The 24,369-nt window shown below is 43.4% G+C and carries 23 protein-coding genes; 8 read left to right on the plus strand and 15 right to left on the minus strand.

What is annotated here, in order from left to right; genetic code table 11:
- Positions 1-13: 13 nt before the first annotated feature.
- The 12 genes from HRU23_00415 to HRU23_00470 form a co-directional block, all read right to left on the minus strand.
- Positions 14-1,573 (minus strand): NADH-quinone oxidoreductase subunit M, encoded by a 1,560-nt coding sequence (locus HRU23_00415; protein NRA52592.1) that lies wholly within the window; start codon positions 1,571-1,573, stop codon positions 14-16.
- Positions 1,570-3,441 (minus strand): NADH-quinone oxidoreductase subunit L, encoded by a 1,872-nt coding sequence (gene nuoL / locus HRU23_00420; GenBank protein NRA52593.1) that lies wholly within the window; start codon positions 3,439-3,441, stop codon positions 1,570-1,572. Before nuoL ends, HRU23_00415 begins: the two co-directional genes overlap by 4 nt.
- Positions 3,442-3,456: 15 nt before the next feature.
- Positions 3,457-3,759, minus strand: coding sequence for an NADH-quinone oxidoreductase subunit NuoK (gene nuoK / locus HRU23_00425; protein NRA52594.1), 303 nt, complete (start codon positions 3,757-3,759; stop codon positions 3,457-3,459).
- A complete protein-coding gene (locus HRU23_00430) occupies positions 3,756-4,370 on the minus strand; it encodes an NADH-quinone oxidoreductase subunit J (GenBank protein NRA52595.1) in 615 nt (204 codons plus the stop codon). The genes nuoK and HRU23_00430 overlap by 4 nt, the downstream gene beginning before the upstream one ends.
- A 19-nt stretch (positions 4,371-4,389) precedes the next feature.
- Positions 4,390-4,905, minus strand: coding sequence for an NADH-quinone oxidoreductase subunit NuoI (nuoI, locus tag HRU23_00435; GenBank protein ID NRA52596.1), 516 nt, complete (start codon positions 4,903-4,905; stop codon positions 4,390-4,392).
- 41 nt (positions 4,906-4,946) lie between these two features.
- The gene (gene nuoH, locus HRU23_00440) at positions 4,947-5,903 is read right to left on the minus strand and encodes an NADH-quinone oxidoreductase subunit NuoH (protein NRA52597.1); all 957 of its coding nucleotides are present in this window, start codon (positions 5,901-5,903) and stop codon (positions 4,947-4,949) included.
- Complete coding sequence (gene nuoG / locus HRU23_00445) at positions 5,893-8,796, minus strand: NADH-quinone oxidoreductase subunit NuoG (protein ID NRA52598.1); 2,904 nt, start codon at positions 8,794-8,796, stop codon at positions 5,893-5,895. Before nuoG ends, nuoH begins: the two co-directional genes overlap by 11 nt.
- Positions 8,789-10,081 carry an NADH-quinone oxidoreductase subunit NuoF gene (gene nuoF, locus HRU23_00450; protein NRA52599.1) on the minus strand — a complete coding sequence of 431 codons (1,293 nt, stop codon included), beginning with the start codon at positions 10,079-10,081 and terminating at the stop codon, positions 8,789-8,791. Before nuoF ends, nuoG begins: the two co-directional genes overlap by 8 nt.
- 55 nt (positions 10,082-10,136) lie before the next feature.
- Positions 10,137-10,763 (minus strand): NADH-quinone oxidoreductase subunit NuoE, encoded by a 627-nt coding sequence (gene nuoE, locus HRU23_00455; protein ID NRA52600.1) that lies wholly within the window; start codon positions 10,761-10,763, stop codon positions 10,137-10,139.
- Positions 10,764-10,899: 136 nt separating this feature from the next.
- Positions 10,900-12,654, minus strand: coding sequence for an NADH-quinone oxidoreductase subunit C/D (nuoC, locus tag HRU23_00460; GenBank protein ID NRA52601.1), 1,755 nt, complete (start codon positions 12,652-12,654; stop codon positions 10,900-10,902).
- A 2-nt stretch (positions 12,655-12,656) separates the two neighbouring features.
- Positions 12,657-13,313 (minus strand): NADH-quinone oxidoreductase subunit B, encoded by a 657-nt coding sequence (locus tag HRU23_00465; protein NRA52602.1) that lies wholly within the window; start codon positions 13,311-13,313, stop codon positions 12,657-12,659.
- Positions 13,288-13,674 (minus strand): NADH-quinone oxidoreductase subunit A, encoded by a 387-nt coding sequence (locus tag HRU23_00470; GenBank protein ID NRA52603.1) that lies wholly within the window; start codon positions 13,672-13,674, stop codon positions 13,288-13,290. Before HRU23_00470 ends, HRU23_00465 begins: the two co-directional genes overlap by 26 nt.
- Positions 13,675-14,102: 428 nt before the next feature.
- Between HRU23_00470 and HRU23_00475 the strand changes: the two genes are divergently transcribed.
- Positions 14,103-14,342, plus strand: coding sequence for a response regulator (locus HRU23_00475; protein ID NRA52604.1), 240 nt, complete (start codon positions 14,103-14,105; stop codon positions 14,340-14,342).
- A 110-nt stretch (positions 14,343-14,452) separates the two neighbouring features.
- Here the strand turns inward: HRU23_00475 and HRU23_00480 are convergent, their stop codons facing one another.
- Entirely contained in the window at positions 14,453-14,884 is a 432-nt protein-coding gene (locus HRU23_00480; GenBank protein ID NRA52605.1) for a CBS domain-containing protein, read from the minus strand.
- 171 nt (positions 14,885-15,055) lie between these two features.
- Complete coding sequence (locus tag HRU23_00485; GenBank protein ID NRA52606.1) at positions 15,056-16,018, minus strand: hypothetical protein; 963 nt, start codon at positions 16,016-16,018, stop codon at positions 15,056-15,058.
- Positions 16,019-16,182: 164 nt separating this feature from the next.
- Between HRU23_00485 and HRU23_00490 the strand changes: the two genes are divergently transcribed.
- Complete coding sequence (locus tag HRU23_00490) at positions 16,183-16,680, plus strand: GreA/GreB family elongation factor (GenBank protein NRA52607.1); 498 nt, start codon at positions 16,183-16,185, stop codon at positions 16,678-16,680.
- A gap of 130 nt (positions 16,681-16,810) precedes the next feature.
- Here HRU23_00490 and HRU23_00495 read toward each other — a convergent pair whose 3' ends face one another.
- On the minus strand, positions 16,811-18,091 hold the full coding sequence (locus tag HRU23_00495; GenBank protein NRA52608.1) for an outer membrane protein transport protein: 1,281 nt from the start codon (positions 18,089-18,091) through the stop codon (positions 16,811-16,813).
- Positions 18,092-18,441: 350 nt separating this feature from the next.
- Here HRU23_00495 and HRU23_00500 point away from each other — a divergent pair, with 350 nt between their 5' ends.
- The 6 genes from HRU23_00500 (at position 18,442) to HRU23_00525 (ending at position 24,359) form a co-directional block, all read left to right on the plus strand.
- The gene (locus tag HRU23_00500; GenBank protein ID NRA52609.1) at positions 18,442-18,783 is read left to right on the plus strand and encodes a hypothetical protein; all 342 of its coding nucleotides are present in this window, start codon (positions 18,442-18,444) and stop codon (positions 18,781-18,783) included.
- Positions 18,784-19,312: 529 nt separating this feature from the next.
- Positions 19,313-20,893, plus strand: coding sequence for an alanine:cation symporter family protein (locus tag HRU23_00505; GenBank protein NRA52610.1), 1,581 nt, complete (start codon positions 19,313-19,315; stop codon positions 20,891-20,893).
- 84 nt (positions 20,894-20,977) lie between these two features.
- Positions 20,978-21,544 (plus strand): hypothetical protein, encoded by a 567-nt coding sequence (locus HRU23_00510; GenBank protein ID NRA52611.1) that lies wholly within the window; start codon positions 20,978-20,980, stop codon positions 21,542-21,544.
- Positions 21,545-21,973: 429 nt separating this feature from the next.
- Positions 21,974-22,591 (plus strand): hypothetical protein, encoded by a 618-nt coding sequence (locus HRU23_00515; GenBank protein NRA52612.1) that lies wholly within the window; start codon positions 21,974-21,976, stop codon positions 22,589-22,591.
- Between the two features lie 662 nt (positions 22,592-23,253).
- The gene (locus HRU23_00520) at positions 23,254-23,538 is read left to right on the plus strand and encodes a hypothetical protein (protein ID NRA52613.1); all 285 of its coding nucleotides are present in this window, start codon (positions 23,254-23,256) and stop codon (positions 23,536-23,538) included.
- 164 nt (positions 23,539-23,702) lie between these two features.
- Positions 23,703-24,359, plus strand: coding sequence for a hemolysin III family protein (locus HRU23_00525; GenBank protein ID NRA52614.1), 657 nt, complete (start codon positions 23,703-23,705; stop codon positions 24,357-24,359).
- The last annotated feature ends 10 nt before the right edge of the window (positions 24,360-24,369 follow it).

Here is a 24,369-nt window from a genome sequence, read left to right on the forward strand (position 1 = left end):
ACACCTGCCATCATCATAACCCCACTCGCGCTAACATTGTGTGAGCTAAAGCCGTTTGGACAAAAGCCTCTTGAATCAAAGTCACTTGCTCTAACGTTACCGTACTCACTTGTTGAATAAGGTCTAAAACCGGTTGTGGATGCAGCCCCAGCAATAACAGCAAACCGATAAGGCACAGCAAGGTCAATTGCTCAAGCCGATTAACATCCGTAACCTTACGCGTAGGGCTGTTTGCTTGATTACTGGCTTGAGTATTTAAATAAACAGGGCCCCAAAACGTTCGATGAATAATCACCAGGGCGTAACATGCCGAAAAAACAAGCCCTGTGGCCGCCAAAATACTCGCGAATTTAAAGTATTCAAAACTGCCTAATAACACTAAAAATTCACCAATAAAGTTGCCTAAACCGGGCATGCCTAAGGTTGCGATAACCAAGACCATCGCCATGCCGCTTAGCTTTGGAATCTGCTGAGATAATCCACCCAATTGGGCCAAATCTCGGGTGCGATAACGGCGCTGGATCATGCCTGCTATCGCAAACAAGCCAGCGGAGGTTAAGCCATGTGCGATCATTTGCACAATTGCACCTTGCAGTGCAATTTGGCTTAAGCTAAAACAGCCAAGCAACACAAATCCCATATGACTAATGCTTGAATAAGCCACCAAACGTTTAAGATCTGTTTGGGCAAACGCCAACAATGCGCCGTAGATAATACCAACCACCGCAATGGTATTAATTAATGGCGCAAATTGCAGTGAAAAATCGGGAAATAACACTAATACAAAACGAATTAATCCATAACCCGATGTTTTTAAAAGTATCGCGGCCAAAATAATACTGGCAGCCGTTGGTGCTTCGGTATGCGCGTCGGGCAACCAGCTGTGAATGGGCACCGCTGGCAGCTTGACTAAAAAAGCCAGCATAAAACCCAGTCCTAACCAAAATTGATTGGTTGGGCTCAGGTGAAGTTGCTGTAATTGGACGTAATTAAAACTCAATTGGCCCGTCGCTTGCTGATGTAATAAGGCCAGAGCGCAAATGCTAATCAACATTAACAGGCCACCAAACTGGGTGAAAATTAGGAATTTTAGTGCCGCATAATGGCGATTTTGATGACCCCAAATATTAATAAGAAAGAACATTGGCACCAACATGACTTCCCAAAAAACAAAAAATATCAATAAATCTAGCGCAATAAAGACCCCGATAATGCCAGCGATGGTTAATAGCAAGTTGCAATAGAACAAACCTAGTCGCACGGTTATCTCTTGCCATGCTGAGGCCAGCGCCACCAACGAGATTAAAATAGTCAGAGTTACCATCACTAAACTTAAGCCGTCCAGTGCTAAAAATAGCCTGATATTAAGTGCGGGTAACCAAGCGCTGTCAAATTGGGCGAGCCACTGTGAGTCGGTATTGCCGCGCTGTACCAGTAAACTCACCACAGGTACTGCCGTGGCTAGTAAGGTTAGCAAGGTGACATAACGCGGGCAGTTGCGATGGTATCGTTGCGATAATAACGCGATTATAGCGCCTGCCACTGGCAATAGTATCAGCATCAGTAACATCATAAGCTGGGCCCATGAGTGATTAACATCCAGCCAATCGCCGCCACAGCAAACAGAATTAACACGCCATTATAAAGCCGTAACGAGCCAGTTTGACTGCGGCTTAATTGGCGATGGCAGGTCAGCATGGCAGCTTCAATGGTGCGATAGATTTGATCGAACAAGTCTTTTTTATTGAGTTTGGTCAGGGCGAAAAAAGGATCAATGATTAACCGCTGATATATCAGATCAAAATACCAGCCATTGGTGAGAAAACTGTGTAGCCGTTGTTGCCAGTGTAACCGTAATTGTGTGCCAAACACACCGCGTATAAAGCAGAAATAGGCCAGGATAATCGCAGTAAATGGGGTGGAAATCGCAATTGCTTCGGCCAATGAATGCGCCCATACCGGAATGGCCGGCGGCAATGATGAGGTTGTAGTTAGCAGCAACAGTTCAAGGCTAGCTGGCATTAAGCCACCGACAATAGTTAGCCCGCTCAGGATCAATAAAACTGCGGCCATTAAGCGGGGTAACTGGCTGCTCGGGGCTTGCTTTAAGCGGCCAAAAAACACCACTAAGATTAACCTAGCACTGTAAAATGCGGTCATAAAAGCGCCGACAATGGCGCCAAGCCATAACCACGGATGACCACTGAGCAATACCTCATTTAAGATCCGTTCCTTACTGAAAAACCCTGACAATAAAGGCAATGACGATAACGCCGCAGCGCCAACCACAAAGCTGAGAAAAACCATCGGCATTAAACGGCGCAGCCCGCCCATTTTAAAAATATTATGCTGGTGATTTAAGCCATGAATTAAAGCGCCGGCACTGAGAAATAGCAGCGCCTTGAAAAAGGCGTGGGTCATTAAATGAAAACTCGCTGCAGCGGTGGCACCAACTCCTAGCGCCAAAAACATGTAACCAAGCTGACTGATGGTTGAATAGGCTAAAATGCGTTTGAGATCGTTTTGCACCATCGCGGCACTGGCGCCAAGCAACAGGGTGAGGGTGCCGACAACCGCAATGAGTTGCAAGGTTGCACTGGCCTGTTGAAACAGCGCGAAAAGACGCACCACTAAATAAATACCGGCGGTCACCATAGTTGCAGCGTGGATCAAAGCGCTGACTGGAGTAGGGCCAGCCATGGCATCGGGCAGCCAATTTTGCAGCGGTAGTTGTGCCGACTTACCAGCGGCGCCAATAAAGAGTAACAAGGTGCAAATATTAGCGACGTTACTATTATTGGCGCTATCGAGTGGCCACACCGCGGCCGCGTTGTGGTTAATTTGTGCGATATTAAGGCTGCCAAACTGCCAAAATATCATTAAAAGACCAATTAATAGCGCGGTATCACCGATTCTGGTGGTGATAAAAGCCTTGTTGGCCGCTCGGTTATTGGCGCGCTCTTTGGACCAAAAGCCAATTAATAAATAACTGCACAAACCAACCCCTTCCCAGCCGAGATAAAGCAATAACAGGTTATCGGCTAATACCAGCAGCAGCATCGCGCCAACAAATAAATTTAAATAGGCGAAATAGCGTTGCACACCCGGATCTTTGGCCATAAAAGCCACCGAATAAAGATGAATTAAGCTGCCGACGCCAGTAATGATGCTAATCATCATCAGGGATAAGGCATCGAGATATAGACCGAAATTCAAACTCAAACTAGGTTGACCAAGATTAAGCCACGTCGCAGGTATGGCAATAACAACGGCAAAATCCGGGGTGGTAACGAGTTGAATTGTTGCGACAGCGAGCGCCGAACCCGTGACACTTAACGTTGCTAGCACCGCTGCTACTCGTGGGTTTAAGGGGACTAACAGCAGTAGTATGGCGCTTAATATTGGGAGCGCTACTATTAAGGGCAGTAAAAATTGGATCATTGACAGGACCATCACTTAACCCCTCATCTTAGCCAGCAGATCGACATCTAGGCTGCCAAAACGTCGATACATCGTGATGACTAAGGCTAAGCCAATCGCTACTTCAGCCGCTGCCAGCGCCAAGATCAGTAAATAAATAATATAACCATCGACGCCAGGATGGAGCGTAGCACCAGTGATAAACAATAAAGCGACCGCATTTAACATGATCTCAAGCGACATTAATATAAACAGTAAATTACGCCGTGCTATCACGCCAAAAATACCAATGGAAAAAAGCACCAGACTAACAATGATTAACCAGTTAAGTGGGATCATGACTTGTTAGCTCCTGACTTGGCCGACTGTGAGATATGAATGGCACTAATTAACGCCGACAATAACATCAGCGCAGTCAAAATAATCAGTTGATAGTAGCGACCAAATAAAACGACCCCGATCTCTTTAGTGGTGGCAATACTACTGGAGCTGGAAGTGGAGCTTGAAATAGCGCTGGAGGCTGTACTCGATACCGTGTTTACTGCATGAGTTGCTGCATTAACTAAAATCGTCGTTTGGTTTAACTCAGGTGGTGGCACCAGTACCGCAGATGAAAGAATTACCGCGACCTCGACCAACAAAACAGTCACGAGCAGCAAGGGCAGCCAAGCGGTTGGCCAGTTAAACAGTTGCTGCTCTTGCTCGATGCTTTGCAGCCCTTGATGAAGCATCATGGTGACAAATACAAACAACACCATAATAGCCCCGGCGTAAATAATCACTTGCAGCGCCGCGGCAAATGAAGCACCGAGCAAAAAGAATAGTAGGGCGATGGCCAACATCAATATCACCATAAATAACAAGGCATGCACCACATGGTGACTTGTTACCGTAATAAGGGCGCAGATAATAGCGACCACGGCTGTTATCACAAATATTATTTCAATCATCGGCTTTCCTTCGGCTGTATCATGGCAGCAGACTTTTGATGTCGATTGGTTTGGCCTCATGACGAGCCGCGCCTTTGTCTTTGCCATCTACCGCTTTGCCGCAAACATGATAAAAATTGTAATCATGGTATTTGCCTGGGCCGTCGATCAACAGGTGCTCTTTTTCATAGACCAAATTTTGGCGGTCATATTCGGCCATTTCGAAATCAGGCGTTAGTTGAATAGCATGGGTTGGGCAAGCTTCCTCGCAAAAACCACACATGATGCAGCGGGAGAAATTAATTCGAAATGTTTCGGCAATCCAGCGGCCGTCTGCCGTTTCAGTTTTTTGCAGCGCGATGCAATCAACCGGGCAGGCAACCGCACATAAGTTGCAGGCGACACAGCGCTCGAGGCCATCGGGATCACGAGTTAATACGATGCGTCCACGATAACGCGGAGCCAGATAGGGTTTGACCTCGGGGTATTGTCGAGTATCACTTTTTATCAGGCTGTGTTTTAACACCTCAAATAAGGTTTTCAACTGACTGATCATGATCGTTCCTTATCTCGCTTGGAGCTTTGTATGGCTAATGGTTATTGAGTGAGCAATTTAAAACCGCCGGTGAGTAACAGATTAACTAAGGCGAGCGGCAGTAAAATTTGCCAGCCTAAACTCATCAATTGATCATACCTGGGGCGCGGAATGGCGGCGCGTAATAAAATAAACAGACAAACAAACAGCGCGGTTTTAAGTACAAACCACAGCAACGGCGGCAACCAAGGACCTTGCCAGCCACCAAAATATACGGTGGTAATCATCGCAGATATTAAAATAACCCCAAGGTATTCACCGATGAAAAACATCCCAAACTTCATTGAGGAATATTCGGTATGAAAACCGGCGACAATTTCTGTTTCGGCTTCAGGTAAATCAAAGGGCGCGCGATGGCTTTCGGCTACCCCTGCAATAAAAAACAACAAAAAACCTAAGGGTTGCGACAAAATAAACCAACTTTGTGACTGGGCTAACACGATTTGGCGCAAACTAAATGAATCGGCCATAATAACCACTCCCATCAAGGCTAAACCCATAAATACCTCATAACTGAGCATTTGCGCCGCCGTGCGCATTGCCCCTAATAAAGCGTATTTACTGTTCGATGAAAACCCGGCTAACATAATGCTGTAAACGGCCAATGAGCTAATGGCAAGAAAAAATAGCAGGCCATGGTCGAAGGTCGCAATTTGAATGTCTGGAGCAAAGGGAATGATCGCAAAACCCAATAACATCATCACCATTACCACCATCGGCGCAATCACAAAAATCGGTTTATCAGCAAACGGTGGGATCCAGTCTTGTTTGGTAAAAATTTTAATCATGTCAGCAACGACTTGGCCTAAACCAAAGGGGCCGACACGATTGGGACCGAGTCGGTCTTGCCACAAGGCCAGTAATCGACGTTCGAGCCAAGTTGACCAAGCCCCAGCAAGCAATAGCAATACGACAATGACTAAAGGCACCAGCACAGCGCTAGCCAAACTACTGTTCATGAGTGGCTCCTTGTAATTGAGCGATGCTAACCAGACAGTTATCGGGGCTTAGTCCCAATAACCGATATGCTGTTGCCGACAATAATAAGCTGTGGGGTGGGCAGTGCTCACTAATTTGACATTGAGCGCTAACCTGCTGAGTATTTAATAATACTTGATAGAGTTTACCGACTTGCCAGTCCAATAACTTTGCGGTTTGTGTGGTAATAATGATCACGGTGTCACTCATTAATGACACTAACGACGGGCAATAAAAGCTGAGTTCGTTACTATTGTAAAAGGCGGCTAATGGCAAGATAGTTAAGTTATTGCGCTGAGTGCTGTCAGTATTTTCAGTCGGATTGACGGTGTTAGTCGGATCTTTGTCATGATCCTTGGCGGTTATTGACGGGCTTGAGTCTGTTTTCACAAGTGGTGTTAACGGTGCTAGGCTCGCGCTGGTAAATATTGAGCAGCTGCGATTTGAGCCATTACTGTCTGAGCTGTTATTACCGGAGCTGCAGCGGGCGGTATCTTTATTGCTTGCTTGATTTGAATTCCATTTTGGCTGCCACAAGTAGGTCGTGCAAATGCCGTGATCATCGCAGTGTTGCTGTCTAAAAGATGCAACGCCTTCCATCGAAAATTGATAGTTTGACCATAAATCGACGGGAGGCGGGTATTCTTTAACATCAATGCCGGCATTAATGGCGGTACGCCCCGAGGCGCGAAATGACTGGCGCGCCACTTTAAATTGACAATCTTGCTGGTGCTGACAATCTACGATTGATGACAACAAAGGTGATTTATCACGACACCACTGTAATAACTCAAGGTAATCACCCGAATGATTGTTACTGCACCATAACCAACTGGGTCGGCGTTGCTTATTTGGGGCCAAACTAGCGGTTGATAATTGCAGTTTTCCTTGTGAGTTAAGCCAGCAGCCCTGTTGCTCTGAAGTTGCAGCCCCGGGCAGAATTAAATCTGCCAATTCAGCGGTAGCGGTTATTAGGTGATCGATCACCACAATGTGTGAAATCGACTCAAAGTATTGCTCAACAATATTATTGAATTGTTGCTGACTATAGAGCCACTGTAAATCGGCTTCGAGTATTATCAGTAACTGTGGCGGTCGTGAGCGCAGGCGCTGGAGCAGGGCATCGAGTCCCTGGGCCTCGTTGGCTAAAATAGCCAGCGCCATTGAATTGGCTTGCGGCAATACATAATGAAATAAGCTGTGGTGATTGTGGGTCGCGACAATTAAATAGATCTCGTTAAGCAGCTGGTGAATCGGCCACGAGCTAACGTTGTTGCCACCAATAATGACCGGACATTGCGCCGCTAACAACGCTGTAGCTATGACCTGCGCTTGACTGGTTTTATCAGCCTCGTTATTGCTGCTCAGCTTGTTATTAATGCTGTTAGTAATGTTGGCTCTGGCTGAATCGGGTTCCGCGGCGCCATTGTCACTAGTTAGCAGCAATAATTGCTGTTTGATTTGTTGTAACAGAGTCAGTTGCTGAGCCAGCGGTAAATAGTGATGGACCTGAGCTATATCATCAAGGGCCGAACCGCCATGACTAATGATAAAAAGCGGTGATTTAAGTTGCTGGGTGATATTGCGCAGTGCTTGATCCTGCCAAGGCGCTATTGCCATAGCTTGTGCTTTAAGCTTGCCGGCATTGCGGGTCATTTGGCGTAAACTTAAGGCTAACCGTGGCGCACTGGTACTAAGATCTTCACCAATGACCAAAGCACAATCAGCCGCTTCAAGCTCGAATAAACTGCAGGGTGAAAAATCATGTTGCTGATAATAAGTTAACTGTTGTTGGCTCAGTTTAAGTGGCAGATCCGGACTGTCGGCAAAAAAGTCACCATCAGTGGCGCCGTTGCGCTGCAGCAACCGGATTAACGCACTGTTATTTTCAATGCTGGTGCGCGAAGACCCCAAGGCCACGATATTACCCTGAGCTAAGTTAAGGTAACGCTTAAAGGTCTCAGTCGCTTGTTGATCACTTAAAACATCGGTTTGTTGTAACAGTTGATTACGCATCAGCGGCACGGTTAGGCGTTGCTCACTGTTGGCATATTGATAGGAAAATCGGCCTTTGTCACACAAGAAATCACCATTAGTTTCGCGGTTAAATCTGTTACTAATTTTACGCACTTTATGATGGTACGAGCCAGTGTAAGTATGGCAACCCACCGCGCAATGTTCGCAAATGCTGGGGCTAGATTGCAGATCCCATTTGCGGCAATAGTGCTCGCTAAATGTTTTATCGGTAAAGACCCCTGTGGGACAAACTTCAGCCAAATTACCACTAAAGTGACTGGTTAATACCCCGGGCTGGGCGCGGCCAAAGTAGATCTGATTTTTTGAACCAAAGACATTAAGATCATCACCGTCGCAGTAATCACGATAAAATCTAACGCAACGGTAACAGCCGATACATCGGTTCATTTCATGGTTGATTAATGGCCCGAGAAATTGATTGTGATGGGTACGTTTTTCCCCAGGATAGCGCCGCGTAACATGGCCAGACATTAAGGTCATATCTTGCAAGTGACAGTCGCCGCCTTCCTCACAGACAGGACAATCGTGGGGATGGTTAGTCATTAATGCTTCAATATTGGTTGCTCTAAATTCGCTGGCTTGCTCGGCATCTAGTGACACAATCATCCTATCAGTGACTGGCGTGGTACAGGCCATATTGAGGCGGCCGCGGGTATCCGAGGCATCTTGATATAACATTACTGCACATTGGCGGCAGGAGCCGACGGAACCCAGTGCTGGATGCCAGCAAAAATAGCTTAAATCTAAGCCCAGGCCAAGGCAGGTTTCGAGTAAGTTTTTATCATCGCTGACCTGATAGTCACAACCGTCGATGGTGATTGTTACCAGTTTACTCATGGCGGGCCGCTCCATTGAAAAACTGGTGATCATAAGGGCAGCAGTGCTCGGTGATGTGCTGGTTAAAATCATCTAAAAAGAAGTGTAAGGCGCTTTGCAATGGCTCGACCGCGCCTGGGGCGAGCGCGCAAAAGGTATTGCCCGGTGCGGCAAAACGGCAAATGGCAATTAACTGTTCAAGATCGCTAGGCTCGCCATTACCGCGCTCAATTTTTTCCAGCAGCGCTTGCGCCCATGGCAAACCATCACGACATGGCGTGCACCAACCACAAGATTCTTGGGCGAAAAAAGCGATTAAATTGAGCACTAATTTAATCGGACAAAATTTATCATCGAGCACTGTTATGGTGCCAGTGCCCATTCGGCTGTGTATTTTTCCTATTGCATCGTAATCCATTGGTGTGTCGAGGTGGTGGGGCAATAAAAAGTCGGTCGAGCCACCGCCGGGCAAGACGGCTTTTAGTTGGTAACCCGGCGCCATACCGTTAGCATGTTGCTCGATGATTTCTCTTATCGGGGTGCCCATCGGTAGTTCCCATAATCCGGGGTTGTTAACCCGACCACTGACCCCAAATAGCTTGGTTCCTGTATCTTGATGGCGGCCAAGTTGCTGATACCATTGGCTGCCAAAAAGTAAAATATGCGGCAAATTACAGATAGTTTCGACATTGTTGACGATCGTGGGCTTGCCCCACAATCCTGCCACCTGTGGAAAGGGCGGTTTGGCCCGTGGAATAGCGCGTTTACCTTCAAGTGAATTAATCAGCGCTGTTTCTTCACCACAAATATACCGTCCGGCGCTGGTATGCAGCTCAAGTTCAAAACTAAAATCACTGCCGTTAATATTCGGACCAAGCAAGTGGTTGGCTTGGCATTGCACGATTGCATGTTGCAACCGTGAAATTGCTAAATAGTAATCACCACGGATGAAGATATAACCCTTGGTTGCATTAACGGCTTTGGCTGCAATCAGCAGCCCCTCGATGATCTGATGCGGGGTGTTTTCCAGTAAATAGCGGTCTTTAAAGGCGCCGGGTTCCATTTCATCGGCATTAACAATCAGGTATTTTTGGGTCGGTGTTTGCGGCCCCTGTGGCATAAAGCTCCACTTTAAGCCAGTGGGGAAACCGGCACCACCTCGGCCACGCAACCCTGAGTTTTTTACCTGCTCTAACACCTCACTCGCGGTTAATGATAAAGCAACAAAAAGCCCTTGATAGCCGCCGTGCACTTGGTAATTGGTTAAAGACCAGCAATTTAACGTGCCATCGATAAAGCGGGTCATCGGTTTGGTTGGTGGCTCAACTTGCAGGGTATTTTTAGCAATATTGGCTGAGGGTTTATTGGTCATCGGTTTCCCCCGTGCTGCTTTCAGTCTTAGTGACGGTACTAGTCTTGGCCTTATTGTCGGTGTTCGTGTCGGTGTTAATGTTAGTATCGTCGCTTAGTTGGATTAAAATAGTACTCACGCGCTCGGGTCTGATAAGTTCGAACAATTGCTGCGCAGCAATCATCACTGGCGCTTTATCACAGGCGCCCAAACAAGGCAGTGGGATCAGGGTAAATAAATTATCCTTGTCACTTTGACCAGGATTAATGCCCAAGCATTGGCTTATTTTTGCGGTAACAGCGGCGCTGCCCATCAGCTGGCAGACCATGCCATTGCAGGGGTGAAGCACTATTTTTGCCACGGGCAAGCGGAAAATGAGATTATAAAAAGTCGCGATACTGTCGAGTTCGGCGGTGCTGACCGTAATGAATTGGGCGATGGCGGTCAGCGTTTGGTCACTAATCCAGCCTCTATAACGCTGAATAACCATTAAAGCATCAATTGCGATAGCTTGAGGTTGCACACAATGGTCCAGTAGCGCGGTTAAGTCGCATTGTTCCTCACGGGTAAGCGTGGCGGTTTGACTAACCGTTATGGTTAATGCTGGATCATCAAAGCTGCTATTAGGGTCATTCATATCCCACCTGTTAAGTTTGCTACTATTAATGTGTTTTTACTTACTGGCTTAATTTTCTCTGACTTAATTCTCTAGCTTCATTTTCTGGGTTAACTTGCACTGGATTAAATGCAGTTTTACCGCTGCTTAAATCTGGTCAGCGGTCAACATCGGCCATTACAAAATCAATGCTGGCGATAATCGCAATTAAATCGGCGATCATCACGCCTTTGGCCAACAATGGGATCATCTGCAAATGGGCAAAAGAGGGTGTTCTTATTCGGGTCCGATAGCTGCTGCTGGCACCATCACTGATTAAGGTATAACTGTTGATGCCTTTAGTGGCTTCAACCGCAAAGGTCGTTTCTCCGACGGGCATAATCGCGCCCCAGCTAACATTTAAAAAATGTTGAATTAGCGTTTCAATATCGTGATGACTGCTAATTGTTTCTGGTGGCGTGGTGATGGGGTGATCTGTTTTATAACTGCCTTGAGGCATAAAGTTAATGCATTGTTGAATTATTTTGATGCTTTGGCGCATTTCCTCTACCCGCATTAAGCAACGTTCATAACAGTCTCCATTTTGGCCGCGGATCACATCAAAATCATAATTTTCATAACCACTGTAGGGTTTTGATTTTCGCAAGTCCCAATCGCTGCCAGTGGCACGTAATCCGGGGCCGGTTACTCCCCATTCAATTGCCTGTGCGGTGTTATAACAGCCAATGCCAACTGAGCGAGCTTTAATAATGCTGTTGTCTAATACCATCGATTGATAATGGTCGAGTCGTGCTGGAAAGTAGTCGACAAATTCTTGCAACATTTTGTCCCAGCCCGTCGGTAAGTCTTGGGCTAAACCGCCAATGCGAAACCAGCTGGGGTGCATGCGTGCGCCGGTAATGGCTTCGATAATCGCGAACAATTTTTCGCGGTCGATAAACAGGTAAAAAATCGGTGAAAGTTGGCCAAGATCTTGGGCGTAGGTGCCAAAAAACAACATGTGACTGAGAATACGAAAGCATTCAGCTAGCATCACGCGAATACACTTAACCCGTTCCGATACATCAATCTTGGCCAATTGCTCCAAGGCCATCACATAAGGCAGGTTGTTCATGACCCCGCCGAGGTAATCAATGCGATCGGTATATGGAATAAAACCATGCCATGATTGGCGTTCGGCAATTTTTTCGGCGCCCCGATGATGAAATCCAATGTCGGGCACCGCCTCAACGATATGCTCGCCGTCAAGTTGCAGTGCTATTCTAAAAACGCCATGAACGCTGGGGTGATTAGGTCCAAGGTTAAGAAACATATAATCAGTATCATCGCTGTGCTGGGTCATGCCCCAACTTTGCGGGCTAAACTGTAACGCCTGTTGCGCCCGTTGCAGTTTTTGTTGATCGAGACTGTAGGGTTCACGCTCGGTCGCTCGACACGGAAATTCTTTGCGCAGTGGGTGGCCCTGATAGTCTGGTGGCAGCAGCAGCCGGGTCAAGTGGGGATGGTCGCTAAAATTAATCCCGAACAAATCCCATATCTCGCGTTCGTACCAGTTGGCATTTGGCCATCGTTGACAAATGCTCGGCAAGGATAATTGCTGGATCGGCAGAGCAACTTTAAATCGAATATCTAATTTTTTCGCCAATGAACTTAAATGATAAATCACGGTGAAATCGGCCAAAGGCAATTTTTCGCTATTATTTCTCAGGCGCTCATCGACCGCAAATAAATCAAATAACAAATCGAAACTAAGAGTTTTGGCATATTCAAGCATGGGCACTAGAGATTGTTGCGCGACCCACAGGGTTAAGATGCGATCGGGCGTTGGTTGCACCGTTAAAGAGTCTGCGCCAAATTGTTGTTGAAATTGACTAAATAGATCCGCTGCGTCGCACTGGCCTGAACTGGTCATGGTTATACCGTGTCCGGTGGTTTAAGTTTGGTTGTCGCGCAGCGCTGCGGTTGTTTTTGATCGCGAAGATTGGGTGGGGTGAACGCAGCTATTTCTTGTGGGCTTACCACTCTGTTTAATGGTCGTGCCTGTGGCGGGTAACCTGCTTTAATTGCTTGCTGGAGTAAATTAAGGCCATAAATAAGTGCTTCGGGGCGGGGCGGGCAGCCCGGCACATAAACATCAACCGGTAAAAAGCGATCGGCCCCTTGCACGACGGAGTAAACATCGTACATGCCACCGGAGTTAGCACAAGATCCCATGCTGATCACCCATTTGGGTTCGAGCATCTGATCATATAAATGTTGGATCACTGGCGCCATTTTTAAAAATACCGTGCCCGAAATAACCATTAAGTCTGCTTGACGTGGGGTTGCGCGAATAACTTCAGAGCCAAAACGGGCAATATCATGGCGGCTGGTAAAAGCGGTAGCCATCTCGACATAACAGCATGACAGGCCAAAGTTGTATGGCCATATTGAGTTGCTACGCCCCCAGTTGACCAAGTCGCTCAGTTTAGCCATCAGGATATTATCACTGATATCAGCTTGGTCAGCTGGTGGTTGAGCCGGTTCAACCTTAATCGGTATTTGATCAGCTTTTGTGAGTTTCCAACGCATCTTTTCCCCTTAAGCCCCAGCCAAACGCCTGTTGCCTTATTTCATAGATTAGACCAATTAATAGCGTCAAGATAAAAAAACTGGTACTAAAAAATCCGAGCCAGCCCGCTTCGAGCACGACAATAGCCCACAGATAGATAAAAACAGCTTCGATATCGAAGATCACAAAGGAGATGGCAATAATGAAATAATCAACGTGCCAACGCAGGTGGGTGTCGCCACTTGGGATAATGCCAGACTCAAAAGGTAACAGGTTGCCAGAGTGCTTGCTTTTAGGGTTGAGCAGTGCCGAAATGACTAACATGGTGCTAGTCAGTAAAATAACGGCTAATAAGTATACTAAAAAACTAATCGATAGCATAAATCACCTGCTTATTTTGTTGCGTACGACATTAAGCTTAGTCTATTAATGGTTCTCAGTTTAGTATATAAAATGAACAATTATGTTTTGGTATGAATATATTGTTCATTTTACAACTATTTTATTTGGATCGAATTGGCTTAATAACTCTGGGGAATTAATTGTTAAGTTCATATAAATTGAAGCTAAATAGTCAGTGATAAAACTTGACCATATTGATTATGATTCAGTAGATTTAATTAAACACTAAGGACGGCATGTTAAACCATTTCAAGCTACTTCTAGCAATATTCAGTTCTCAGTCCTGTAATACTTATCTACTGTCGGAGTTATGTATGTTTGAAAGGAAAACTAAAATATTGGTTGTTGATAATTTTTAAAAACTTAGGTTATGATCATGTCAAACAGGCTGGCAATAGTCGAAGCACTTGAAAAATGGGGATTACGGTTTAATTATTTCAGAATGGAATATGCCCGATATCGACGGCTTAAGATTGATAAAAGCGATTCGTTCTAATAACTTCTATCGAGACATTTCCGTGTTAATGATCACCGCAGAAATGAAACGTGAACAGGTAATTTCGGTTACTCAAGCAAGAGTTGATGGTTATATTGGTAAACCTTTTTCAGCACAAGATCTCAAAGAAAAAACTACAATTGGTTTATAATAAATGATAAAAACCAACCAACTTGAGCTATTTCTTTTGGAATATAACTCATGAGCCTAGGTTAAGCGTGCCAATTGTCTTAAACTATTGGCACCATAATAATGGCTAGGTTATACCATTCGAGCGTGACCTTTGGCATAACCAGCGTTTAAATGGATATCTATCGCTTTTAAAACATCACGACGGGTAATAATGCCCAACAGAATATTATTTGCATCAACCACCGGATATATTTTAGGTTTTTGGCCCGTCATGGTTTTGGCTATTTCTAGAATCGAATCTTCGGGGCTCACGGTTAACACCTCATCGCGCATTTTGTCGGCGACTATGGTGTGAGACTCACCAAAATAGGTTGCTTCTAACATAGTAGATAAGCAGTCTTGCTCAGACAAAAAACCAATCACGTGCTTATTGTCGTCTAATACGGGGCCACCAATTTGGGCCTTGGTAAGAAATAACTCAACGGCTTCAGCAATCGGCATATCTTTTTTAAAAGTAGCAGGTTGGTAGGTCATATATTCGGAAACTTTTAGTGACTTCATCAGGTAATCTCCTTGGACTATTAATTTAGCTTAGACTGTTTTTAACCAAAAAGCTCCAAATAAAATCAGCAAGTTTATGGTGCCATCATTTGACTCGTACACGGGGTTATTTAGCGCTAAGTTAGTTGGACTAACATAGCGTTAAATACAAGCATATCAATACTATTGTTGCTAGTTTTGGTTTATTTCACGTTCGGCTAAGGCTAAGTCTAATGTCGCTTTTAATAATTTGTATAATCTGATTGACGCATCAATTTCGGTTTTACGATTGGTCAAACTTTCAATGTTAAGGCCAAGCGGAATATTAAGCGGCATGCAGGCTTCAATAATTTGTTCCAGGTTCGAGCGACAAACTTTGATTGATTCAGCCAACGGGTTGTTCGATTCTAAAATGCGCCAGCGCGTGGCATCTGGCACAGAAATACCAAGCCAGGTCATAAAATCAAGCGTGGTTTCGCTGCCACATGGGGTAAAGGTTAATATAATACGCCGCGGTGCAATACCCAGTGCACGGCACTCTCGAGCATAATTAGCCAGCATGTCTATGGTGGCGGGGGCATTATAAACTGCTTGAGAAATAAAATATTGGCAGCCCATGTGATCTTTCTCGATCAAGCGCAGGTGTTCATTACCTTTTGCTGCGTGACGCTCTGCAATGGTGACACCACCGAGGTAATAATCATTACGGTGCTGCTGTTGCACTTCGTAAGCTTGCTTAAGTGTTAATGATTGTTGGCCTTTTGAAGATGGACTGCCGACCAAAACAATGTCCCTCACGCCATAAAGTTGCCAACTGTTGTCGAGCCAGGTCGAAAACTCTGCCTCATCACGTTGCGAGACACTTTTGTAGGTAATAACAGGTTTTGATGATTTATTATTGAGAATTTGCGAATAATGGCAAGGCTCAAATGTTTTGGCAAACGGAAATGGTCGTTTAACATCGGTGCGACTAGCTTCGTCTTGAATGTCGTACACAATCAGACCATCAAATTCAACTTTATCGAGGCGGGCCAATAATTTTTCAGCAACTTGCTCAACCTGTTCTAGCGGGGTAGTCGCTCGAGGTGGCGTGGTACCAATGAAATAAACACCAAAATTGGCATCTGAAGATTTTGCGTGTAATACAGAGTCCATCTAAATCTTATCGTCTTGAATTAATTAATCATAAATATACCATTTTACATGGCTTGTTATTAGTCTTGGCAGCGAATTGTCACTAAAACTTTAGTCGATAGAGTGCGCTATTTGTTATCATATTCTGTCCTATCGATAGAACGTTTGGTAACTTTGGAAAACTAATGAACAAGACTGCACTGTTTAATCTAGTAATAAACGAGTTGGAACAAGCATATGATGGTGCAGTCGCTGCTGCAGCCCGCGCGCACGCAAGTGCAACTAATGGTGAGAGTGTTGCGGAAAATAAGTACGATACATTTGGCTTAGAAGCCTCTTATTTGGCGCAAGGACAGTCGATTCGGGTTGAGCAATGTCGCACAGAGCTTGAACAGTTTAAGACCATGACTAATTCACTTAATGCTAAGCCTGACAGTGAGTTGGTGGAAAAAGTTGAATTAGGCAGTTTGGTCACGGTGATCAATGAAGATGACAAGCTGCGGATCTTTTTACTGGGTCCATCGGCCGCTGGGCTGACCTTGAAATACGAGCAACTCGAGATTACTTGCATTACGTCACAATCCCCCATTGGTCAGGTCTTGCTAGGCAAAGAAATTGATCAAGAATTCGAATTGAAAATTGGGCCTAATACTCAGACTTTTGAAGTGATTGCTTTAACTTAACCAGTGAAGATTAAATCATGAGTATCAATAGAACAGCATTGATGAATAGGTCTGAATTAAAAATGCCGCCGTTAGGTCAATCGACTTAACGGCGGCATTTTCTTTTAAACCTCAGCTATTGGAGGTTAGTTTAGAACTGGTAGTTGTATTGCAGACCATAAAGCAGGGCGTTTGCTCGGGTAGTCGCATTAACTTGTGCGAGCAGAGCGCCAGAGCTGCTAAGTTGTTGCTCTTCGACTTGGGTATCTTTACCCATTAGGTAGGTTAAACCAAAATCAATAGTGCTGTTTGAGGCCATCGTGTAGCTAAAACCGGCCGAAAACCATTGACGGTCAGAATCTGGAATGGCAATAGATTTTATTTGATCCACTGCGCCCATGTCATACATATAACCAGTACGAATGGTCCACTGCTTATTTAATTTATGAGTCGCACCTACTGATAAATGCCAAGTATTTCGCCAGTTATATTCTTTAATTACCCCACCTGGGCCAACAAATTGATCGGTCGCTAAGACATCAAAGTTGCTCCACTGAATAAACTGAGCTGAATAATGTACCGCCGTTTGCGCCGTTAATTGATGAAAACCAGAAAACTCAGCCATTGACGGCAACGGGATATCTAAGGTGTCATTATCAAATTGCATGTTTGCAATGGTAAAGTCACCATCGGTCGCAATTGTTGGACTATAACGATAACTTAAGCCGAAACGGTTATTGGCATCAAGCTCATAAACCACCCCTACATGCCAACCAAGACCAATACCATCCGCTTCGATATCAAGTGCGGTGTAAGTCCCAGCCCCAGTCTCTGTCTCACGGTGTAATTCGCCCGACGCTAAAATAACATCTAGGCCCACGCCGATGCTCACTTGCTCATTAATACGGTAGGCAACACTGCTTTGCAAGTTTACGCTGCTGACTACGGTGGTGCCGCCGAAAATGCTGGCTGCAAAGTCGCTATCATACTTAGTCGTGGTGGCAAAATTGGAATAGGCACCAAAACCGACCGTCCATTGCTCATCAATCGGGTGAACAATAAAAATATTGGGCGCGACATTAGTGCCACTTATATCGTTAACATCCGCTAAATCTACTGTCGTGTAGTCAGTGCCATTAAAGAAAGTAAACTCAGAGTTTTTTAGTGTGACATCAGTGTCTAATATTATTGCACCAAGGCTTAGTTCGGTCGTTTTAAATAACGCCATCGATGCTGGGTTACGTGCCATTGCTGATGCATTATCAGCAATCACAGCATCACCTGCATATGCGCGGCCTAAACCAGTTGCTGACTGGCTGTTAAGTTGAAAACCTGCGGCAAGCGTTTGAGTGCTAATTAATGCAAGAGAAAGGGTAATTAGTGACTTATTAAACAATTTCATTTTTATCTTCTTAGGAGATTTTGACAGCATACTAGGGACTCTCTATTACACAAACAACTCCGACCAGATCGTTTGGCTAACACTTGTACGTTAAAAGTATGTTAAATAACCAAGGCTTGCTTGCTAGGCTAGTTAAGCCGTAATGCTTATCTATTGTACTTACTTACTTTGATCAGCGAACGAAGGTGAATTGTTGTTGTAATTTTGTTAATGAGAGTATTTACTCTTAAAATTTAAGTGAGTAAATAATAGCCTCTTTTTCGCGTTTGTTGATATCAAGTGGGCGGATCGTAATTGCTAGAGGCTGCATAATCTATTTGTCATGCTTATTTTTAGTCTAATCTTAATTTTTCTTATCTTATCTGTGCAGAGGAAAGAAGGTGAAAACTATTTTATATGTAATATCTTTGTCGGCAGCACTAACTGGATGTTACACCACTGAAATTATTAAGCCGAGAGACAACCAGGTTGTCGGCGCGGTTGAGTGTAAGGTCTGTTCAAAAGAAATCGGTGAAACTTATCAAGCAATAGATTTATCAACATTAAAATCAACCATCACCAATGCCAATTCTAATGATCTAATTTATCGAGATAATGGCGTTACAAATGTGCCTGATACTCAGCGGTTGGAAACAGGAGAAAAAAACATTCTGCTAGAAATAAATGTTCTGGACAGGTACTCAATTGAAATCGATAGTACAAAAAGCGTACTAACAGAGTAATAATGAAAGGCCTGCACAATCTTGATTACTAGGTCTAGCACCACAGCTATTTTCAATTGAAACACTCGATAAAAGTCAAAAAATAAGCGAGCAATGTAATTGGCGCGGTTAGCTCTGCCATTTTTGACTAGTCAGGTAAGTTCACCATTTCATTCGAAAAAAGCCGTGAAAATAAAATGGATTAGGGTAAGTGCTGGCTAGTTTTTTGTTTTGGTTAGGTTATGCATTTGTGAAGTTATGATAAATCTGACAATGGCCACAATTAATTGTCGTTAATTTTATATCTAGCTATACGCCTGTTAGTAATGGTTAGCGCCGTACGGCTGTAAAGGTATTGTTACTGACTTGTATCTAAAACTTTAGTATTATGTTTTTTAATTAATGAGCGGCTTTTTGAGCATTTAACTCTAAAATAGGGAATATATATAGACATTGGTCTAGCCTCTATTTAAGATAACGCCGTTATTTTGCCTTTACGCAACAATAATAAAAATTGAAATTATTAGAATAATAATCAAAGGAAATTAATATGAAAAGAATACGGGAATTTATGTCTGTATTTCTATTGGCCTTTAGCACTAGTGCTTTTGCAGAAGAAACAAGTGCGTTTGGGCAAACTGTTGCTGATCTCAGCAAAGCTGTCGATGGATTTTTTAATGACTATACTGGCTGGTTCGTTGGTTTAATCTTTAAAAGTGTACCTGTTGGCGATGCTAACTTCCCAATTATCGTTGGCTGGTTATTATTAGCTGCTTTAATCTTTACCGTTTATTTTGGTTTCGTGCAGTTTAGACGTGCTGGAATGGCGATTGATATCGTTAAGGGTAAATATACCGATCCTAACTCTAAAGACGAAGGTGAGGTTTCTCACTTCCAAGCATTAACTACTGCGCTTTCAGGTACTGTCGGTCTTGGTAACATTGCCGGTGTTGGTGCTGCGTTAGCTATCGGTGGTCCTGGTGCAACTTTCTGGATGATTATGTGTGGCCTATTAGGCATGGCATCAAAATTCTGTGAATGTACTTTAGGTGTTAAATACCGCACAATTTTACCATCAGGTGTTGTATCCGGTGGCCCAATGTATTACTTAAGCCAAGGACTAAGCGAAAAAGGTCTTGGCGGTTTAGGTAAAGCACTGGCAATTGGTTTTGCATTAATGTGTATTTTGGGTGCTTTGGGCGGCGGTAACATGTTCCAGGCTAACCAAGCACACGCAATGTTGACTTACGCTTTTGATGTACCAAGTGAATACGGTGTTATCACTGGTGTTGTACTAGCTGCATTAGTATTTTCGGTTATCGTTGGTGGCATGCCTTCAATTGCTTCTGTTACAGAACGTGTGGTTCCGTGGATGGCAGTATTGTATGTTGGTATGGCGCTTATTGTAATTATTGTCAATATTGACCAAGTCGGTCCTGCATTTAGCGCAATCTTTGACGGTGCGTTTACTGGTGCTGGTGTTGCTGGTGGTGCAATTGGTGCATTAATTCAAGGCTTAAAACGTGCAACGTTCTCTAACGAAGCCGGTGTTGGTTCTGCTGCAATCGCTCACTCAGCGGTTAAAACTAAAGAACCTGTTACAGAAGGCTTAGTATCATTACTAGAACCATTTATTGATACTGTTGTTATTTGTACCATGACTGCATTGGTTATTACGATTGCTGGCCTAAACGCTGCTCCATATAATGGTGAAGGTTTAACTGGTGTTACACTAACAGCTGCATCATTTACCGCTACAGCGGGTGTATTTAAATATTTATTAGCATTAGCTGTTGTTATGTTTGCTTTCTCAACGATGATCTCATGGTCATACTACGGATTAAAAGCATGGACTTACCTATTTGGTGAAGGCAAAACTACAGAATTGGTTTTTAAAATTATTTTCTGTGTGTTTGTTGTTATCGGTGCGACGATTCAGTTTGGTGCAGTAATTGACTTCTCTGATGCTGCTATCTTTGCAATGTCTATCTTTAACATCATCGGCCTATACTTCTTAATGCCTGTAGTGAAGAAAGAGTTAAAATCTTTCATTGCTCGCGTAGAATCTGGTGAGATCAAAACTTACGATACTAAAGAGGTTCAACAGGGTTCAAAAAAATCGACTAGCTAATCGTACATTATAAAAAAACCCGCTACGGCGGGTTTTTTATTTTCAGCTACACGATTAATGTATATTACTAAATAAAGGGTCAAGATGAGCGAAAGTGATTATTATCAAGTTGATTTGAACCGGACGTTGGTTCAAGACGGTCCTAAGTTTTTATCGCATACATTAATTGTAAAAGGTGATGTGGCACATTTGAGGCCAACGATTAGTTCAATGATGTTTTGTATGATATATATTGTTGTTGGTTCGTTTTTAATTTGTTTAGCAGCCTATCTTTTATTTTCATCTAGCAAGTATGATCTCGCGATCTTTGTTGGCGGCTTCGGCATAGCAATTTCGACTTTTGGTATATCATTAATCCAACCATTTTTAAGCCACGCTAGTTTTAATCGAAAATTGGGGATTTTTAGTAACCGTAAAGACCGAAATGTTAAGTTGCGGCATATCATTTCTTTGCAAATCAACAATAAAATTATTCAGCGAAAACATGCGTTAAGTTATCCTTGTTTTGAATTGAATTTACTGACTCAACATGGTCGTCGCATTAATATTTTAAATCATAATGATCAGCATCAGCTTTTAAATGATGCACAACTGTTAGCCGATTTTTTGCAGGTTGAAGTCAATGATTGCCGTCGAGAAATTATTTTATAAAGCGGAGATGTTGGTGATCTAGTATATATAAATACTGATAGCATCATAAATAACGCTCCATGGATATTCATTTCCTTTGACTAAGTTTCAAAAATGGCACTGAGCACAATGGATGCTCCTTCATTTTATTAACTAGCTATGACTTGTAACGAACACTGACAGAACGTATCGTTGCAAATACAATTATCGACAATCTTCCTGATGTCGTATACCTTCTACCAATGACAAAACCGCTTAAGCTCAATAGCCATATATTGGTATTCGAGCACCTTATTTAAACTAATTTTTGCTGCGCACAACAAGATCATATTTAATGCAATGGCTATAAACTCCGTTGGCGTTATTGTTGTGATCGCGAGTTGTGATTGTTGCCTAAAATATTAATTTCGCTCGCCACTAATATTAGTGGTCACCAATAGAACATACAATATGACAATAAAACATGAGTTAGAACTATTTTATAACCGAGTTGGCTTTGGACAAACACTTGGCAAGCGGCCACTAACGGTTGCCGTGTATACGGGCTGCTTGCTGGTGCCATTACCGAATATTGAAGCCAGACATAAATATCTGAAATATCATGATATTCATCATTTAGTTAACGATTATAGTGTCGGCCGGATTGGCGAAGGCGAGGTTAGCGCATGGGAATTGGGCACCGGCTCATTTTTAAACAGTCCTTTATTAGGCATTATGAACCTCATTGCCCTCTCGACGGGTTTAGTGCTGCAGCCAAAGCGGATGTGGTTGGCGTATGTGCGAGGTTGTCAGAGTAAAAATCTATATAGCGCTAAAGTCCGACAAGCCGTGGATAGTGAGCAATGGTTAAGTATTGCTGAAATAAAAAATGATATTGTCGAAATCAAAGGCACTAAATTACCAACGATGTTACGAACGCTAGAATTCGCAACTTATTGCGTAGCTGCTATGCTAATTCATGCAGCAATCGCAATTCCTGCGCTGATATTGCGTATTGGCACTGATATGGTGTTAAAAAAAGACATTATCAAAGCATTTAAGCCGGTGATCCGAACCGATCTCTATTAAGCATCGTATGAACTTGAGAAGAAGCTATGGGAAAATACAATTATCTACCCTTGTTTCGAGTGGCTAACACGCCAATTCGAATGCATTGGTCCTTGTGCTGTGTATTAGCATTTTCCTGTATGCTTCGGTCAATGATATCGCTATTTTATTAGGCGCCGTATCATTTTGGTCAATCATGTTAATTCACGAATTAGGCCACATGGTTGTAGCGAGCAAACTTGGGCTTAAAACCTATCGAATTGATTTGGCTTAAATCCATGGCTTATGTGTTTATAAGCACGCGCCAACGGATTATGATAATTACCTCGTTGCGTGGGGAGGCGTGCTAGCTCAAGCCGTATTCTTTGTGCCGAGTATTATTATTTACCTATTATTTTGCCAGTATTTACCGTGGTTTATTACCATTCACATCTTATTTTTAGGTTTTTATAGCGCTTTAATTGCCATTTTTAATCTACTTCCCGTGAAGTTCCTCGATGGCGGAACATGTTGGAAAGCGATTCCTTTGTATTTAATCGCCCAATTAACTCTGGCTATCAGAGTCATTTTTAAAGTCCACTAATATAGTGCTGATAAAGTCATACTAAGAGACGTTATGAATGAAGATAGTTTAACGATTGAAACACGGATAGCCCTATGGTCAGCCCTAGCAGATTTATGGCTTGATACAAAATTACAACTATGCATATATTGCTCGGGTAATTATTGATGCAGAAATTTCATTAAAAGAGGCAAGGCTTATCCATCAATACGAAGTGGTACCCGCGGTAGGATTTAACCTCGCGGGTATCGCTGGTCAATGGGCCGGTTTTAATCAAGCTTGGCTGATCAGTCGTTGTAGTAAATATATGGCTCGATGGCAGCACCGGTTACATCAATTTTTATGCTACCTTTCAACTCCTTATATCAATTATTTCACTGAATCCTGTTGGTTAGAAATTACCTGACACTACAATAAGTATCAACAAGATAAATAATAACCTTAGCACCATCAACATTAGGCGGATTAAATGGCTAAAATTGGTTGCTCAATAAAAATATTTCGTTTGATATTTTGACATCCGGATAAAACTTGGTATATTCAGCGTACACTTGTTAGCTGAAATTAATCATGAGCATTAAAACTTTAAAATTATCACCGACACCTTATTCAACCAAAGAGGAATTCCTCAATACTTGGACTCATGGCTTTGGCGCCTTAGCGGCGATTCTCGGTCTCGTCATCTTTGTTGTGAGCACCGTTTATCAGCAGCAATGGCTTAAATTGTTAACTTTATCTGTGTATGGCATTAGCCTTGTTAGCTTGATGGCCGCTTCGGCGTTGTATCATCATGCAACGGATCCCGCTAAGAAAAAACAGTATAAATTATACGATCATTGCGCAATATATTTACTGATTGCAGGTACCTATACACCGCTAATTAGCCACACTGTGCCGAGTTTCGCTGGCTTTGCTGTACTAGGCACAGTCTGGCTCTGTGCTATTGTTGGCATTGCGATTAAAATAAAGTACGGCAGTCAATACAAGAAATTTTCGGTCGCGACCTATTTGGTGATGGGTTGGTTATCGGTATTTATTATTTATGAGTTGGTGCAAGCACTAGAGGTGATGGCTTTAACGTTATTGGCTTTAGGAGGCTTAATATATTCGAGTGGAGTGTATTTCTATTTAAATCACAAAATTGCTTACAACCATGCCATTTGGCATGTCTTTGTGCTTTTAGCGGCACTTTGCCATTATTTATTGATTTATTTATATATTCTTTAAAATAAGGGTT

Source organism: Gammaproteobacteria bacterium (assembly GCA_013214945.1).
Taxonomy (GTDB): Bacteria; Pseudomonadota; Gammaproteobacteria; order Enterobacterales; family Psychrobiaceae; genus Psychrobium.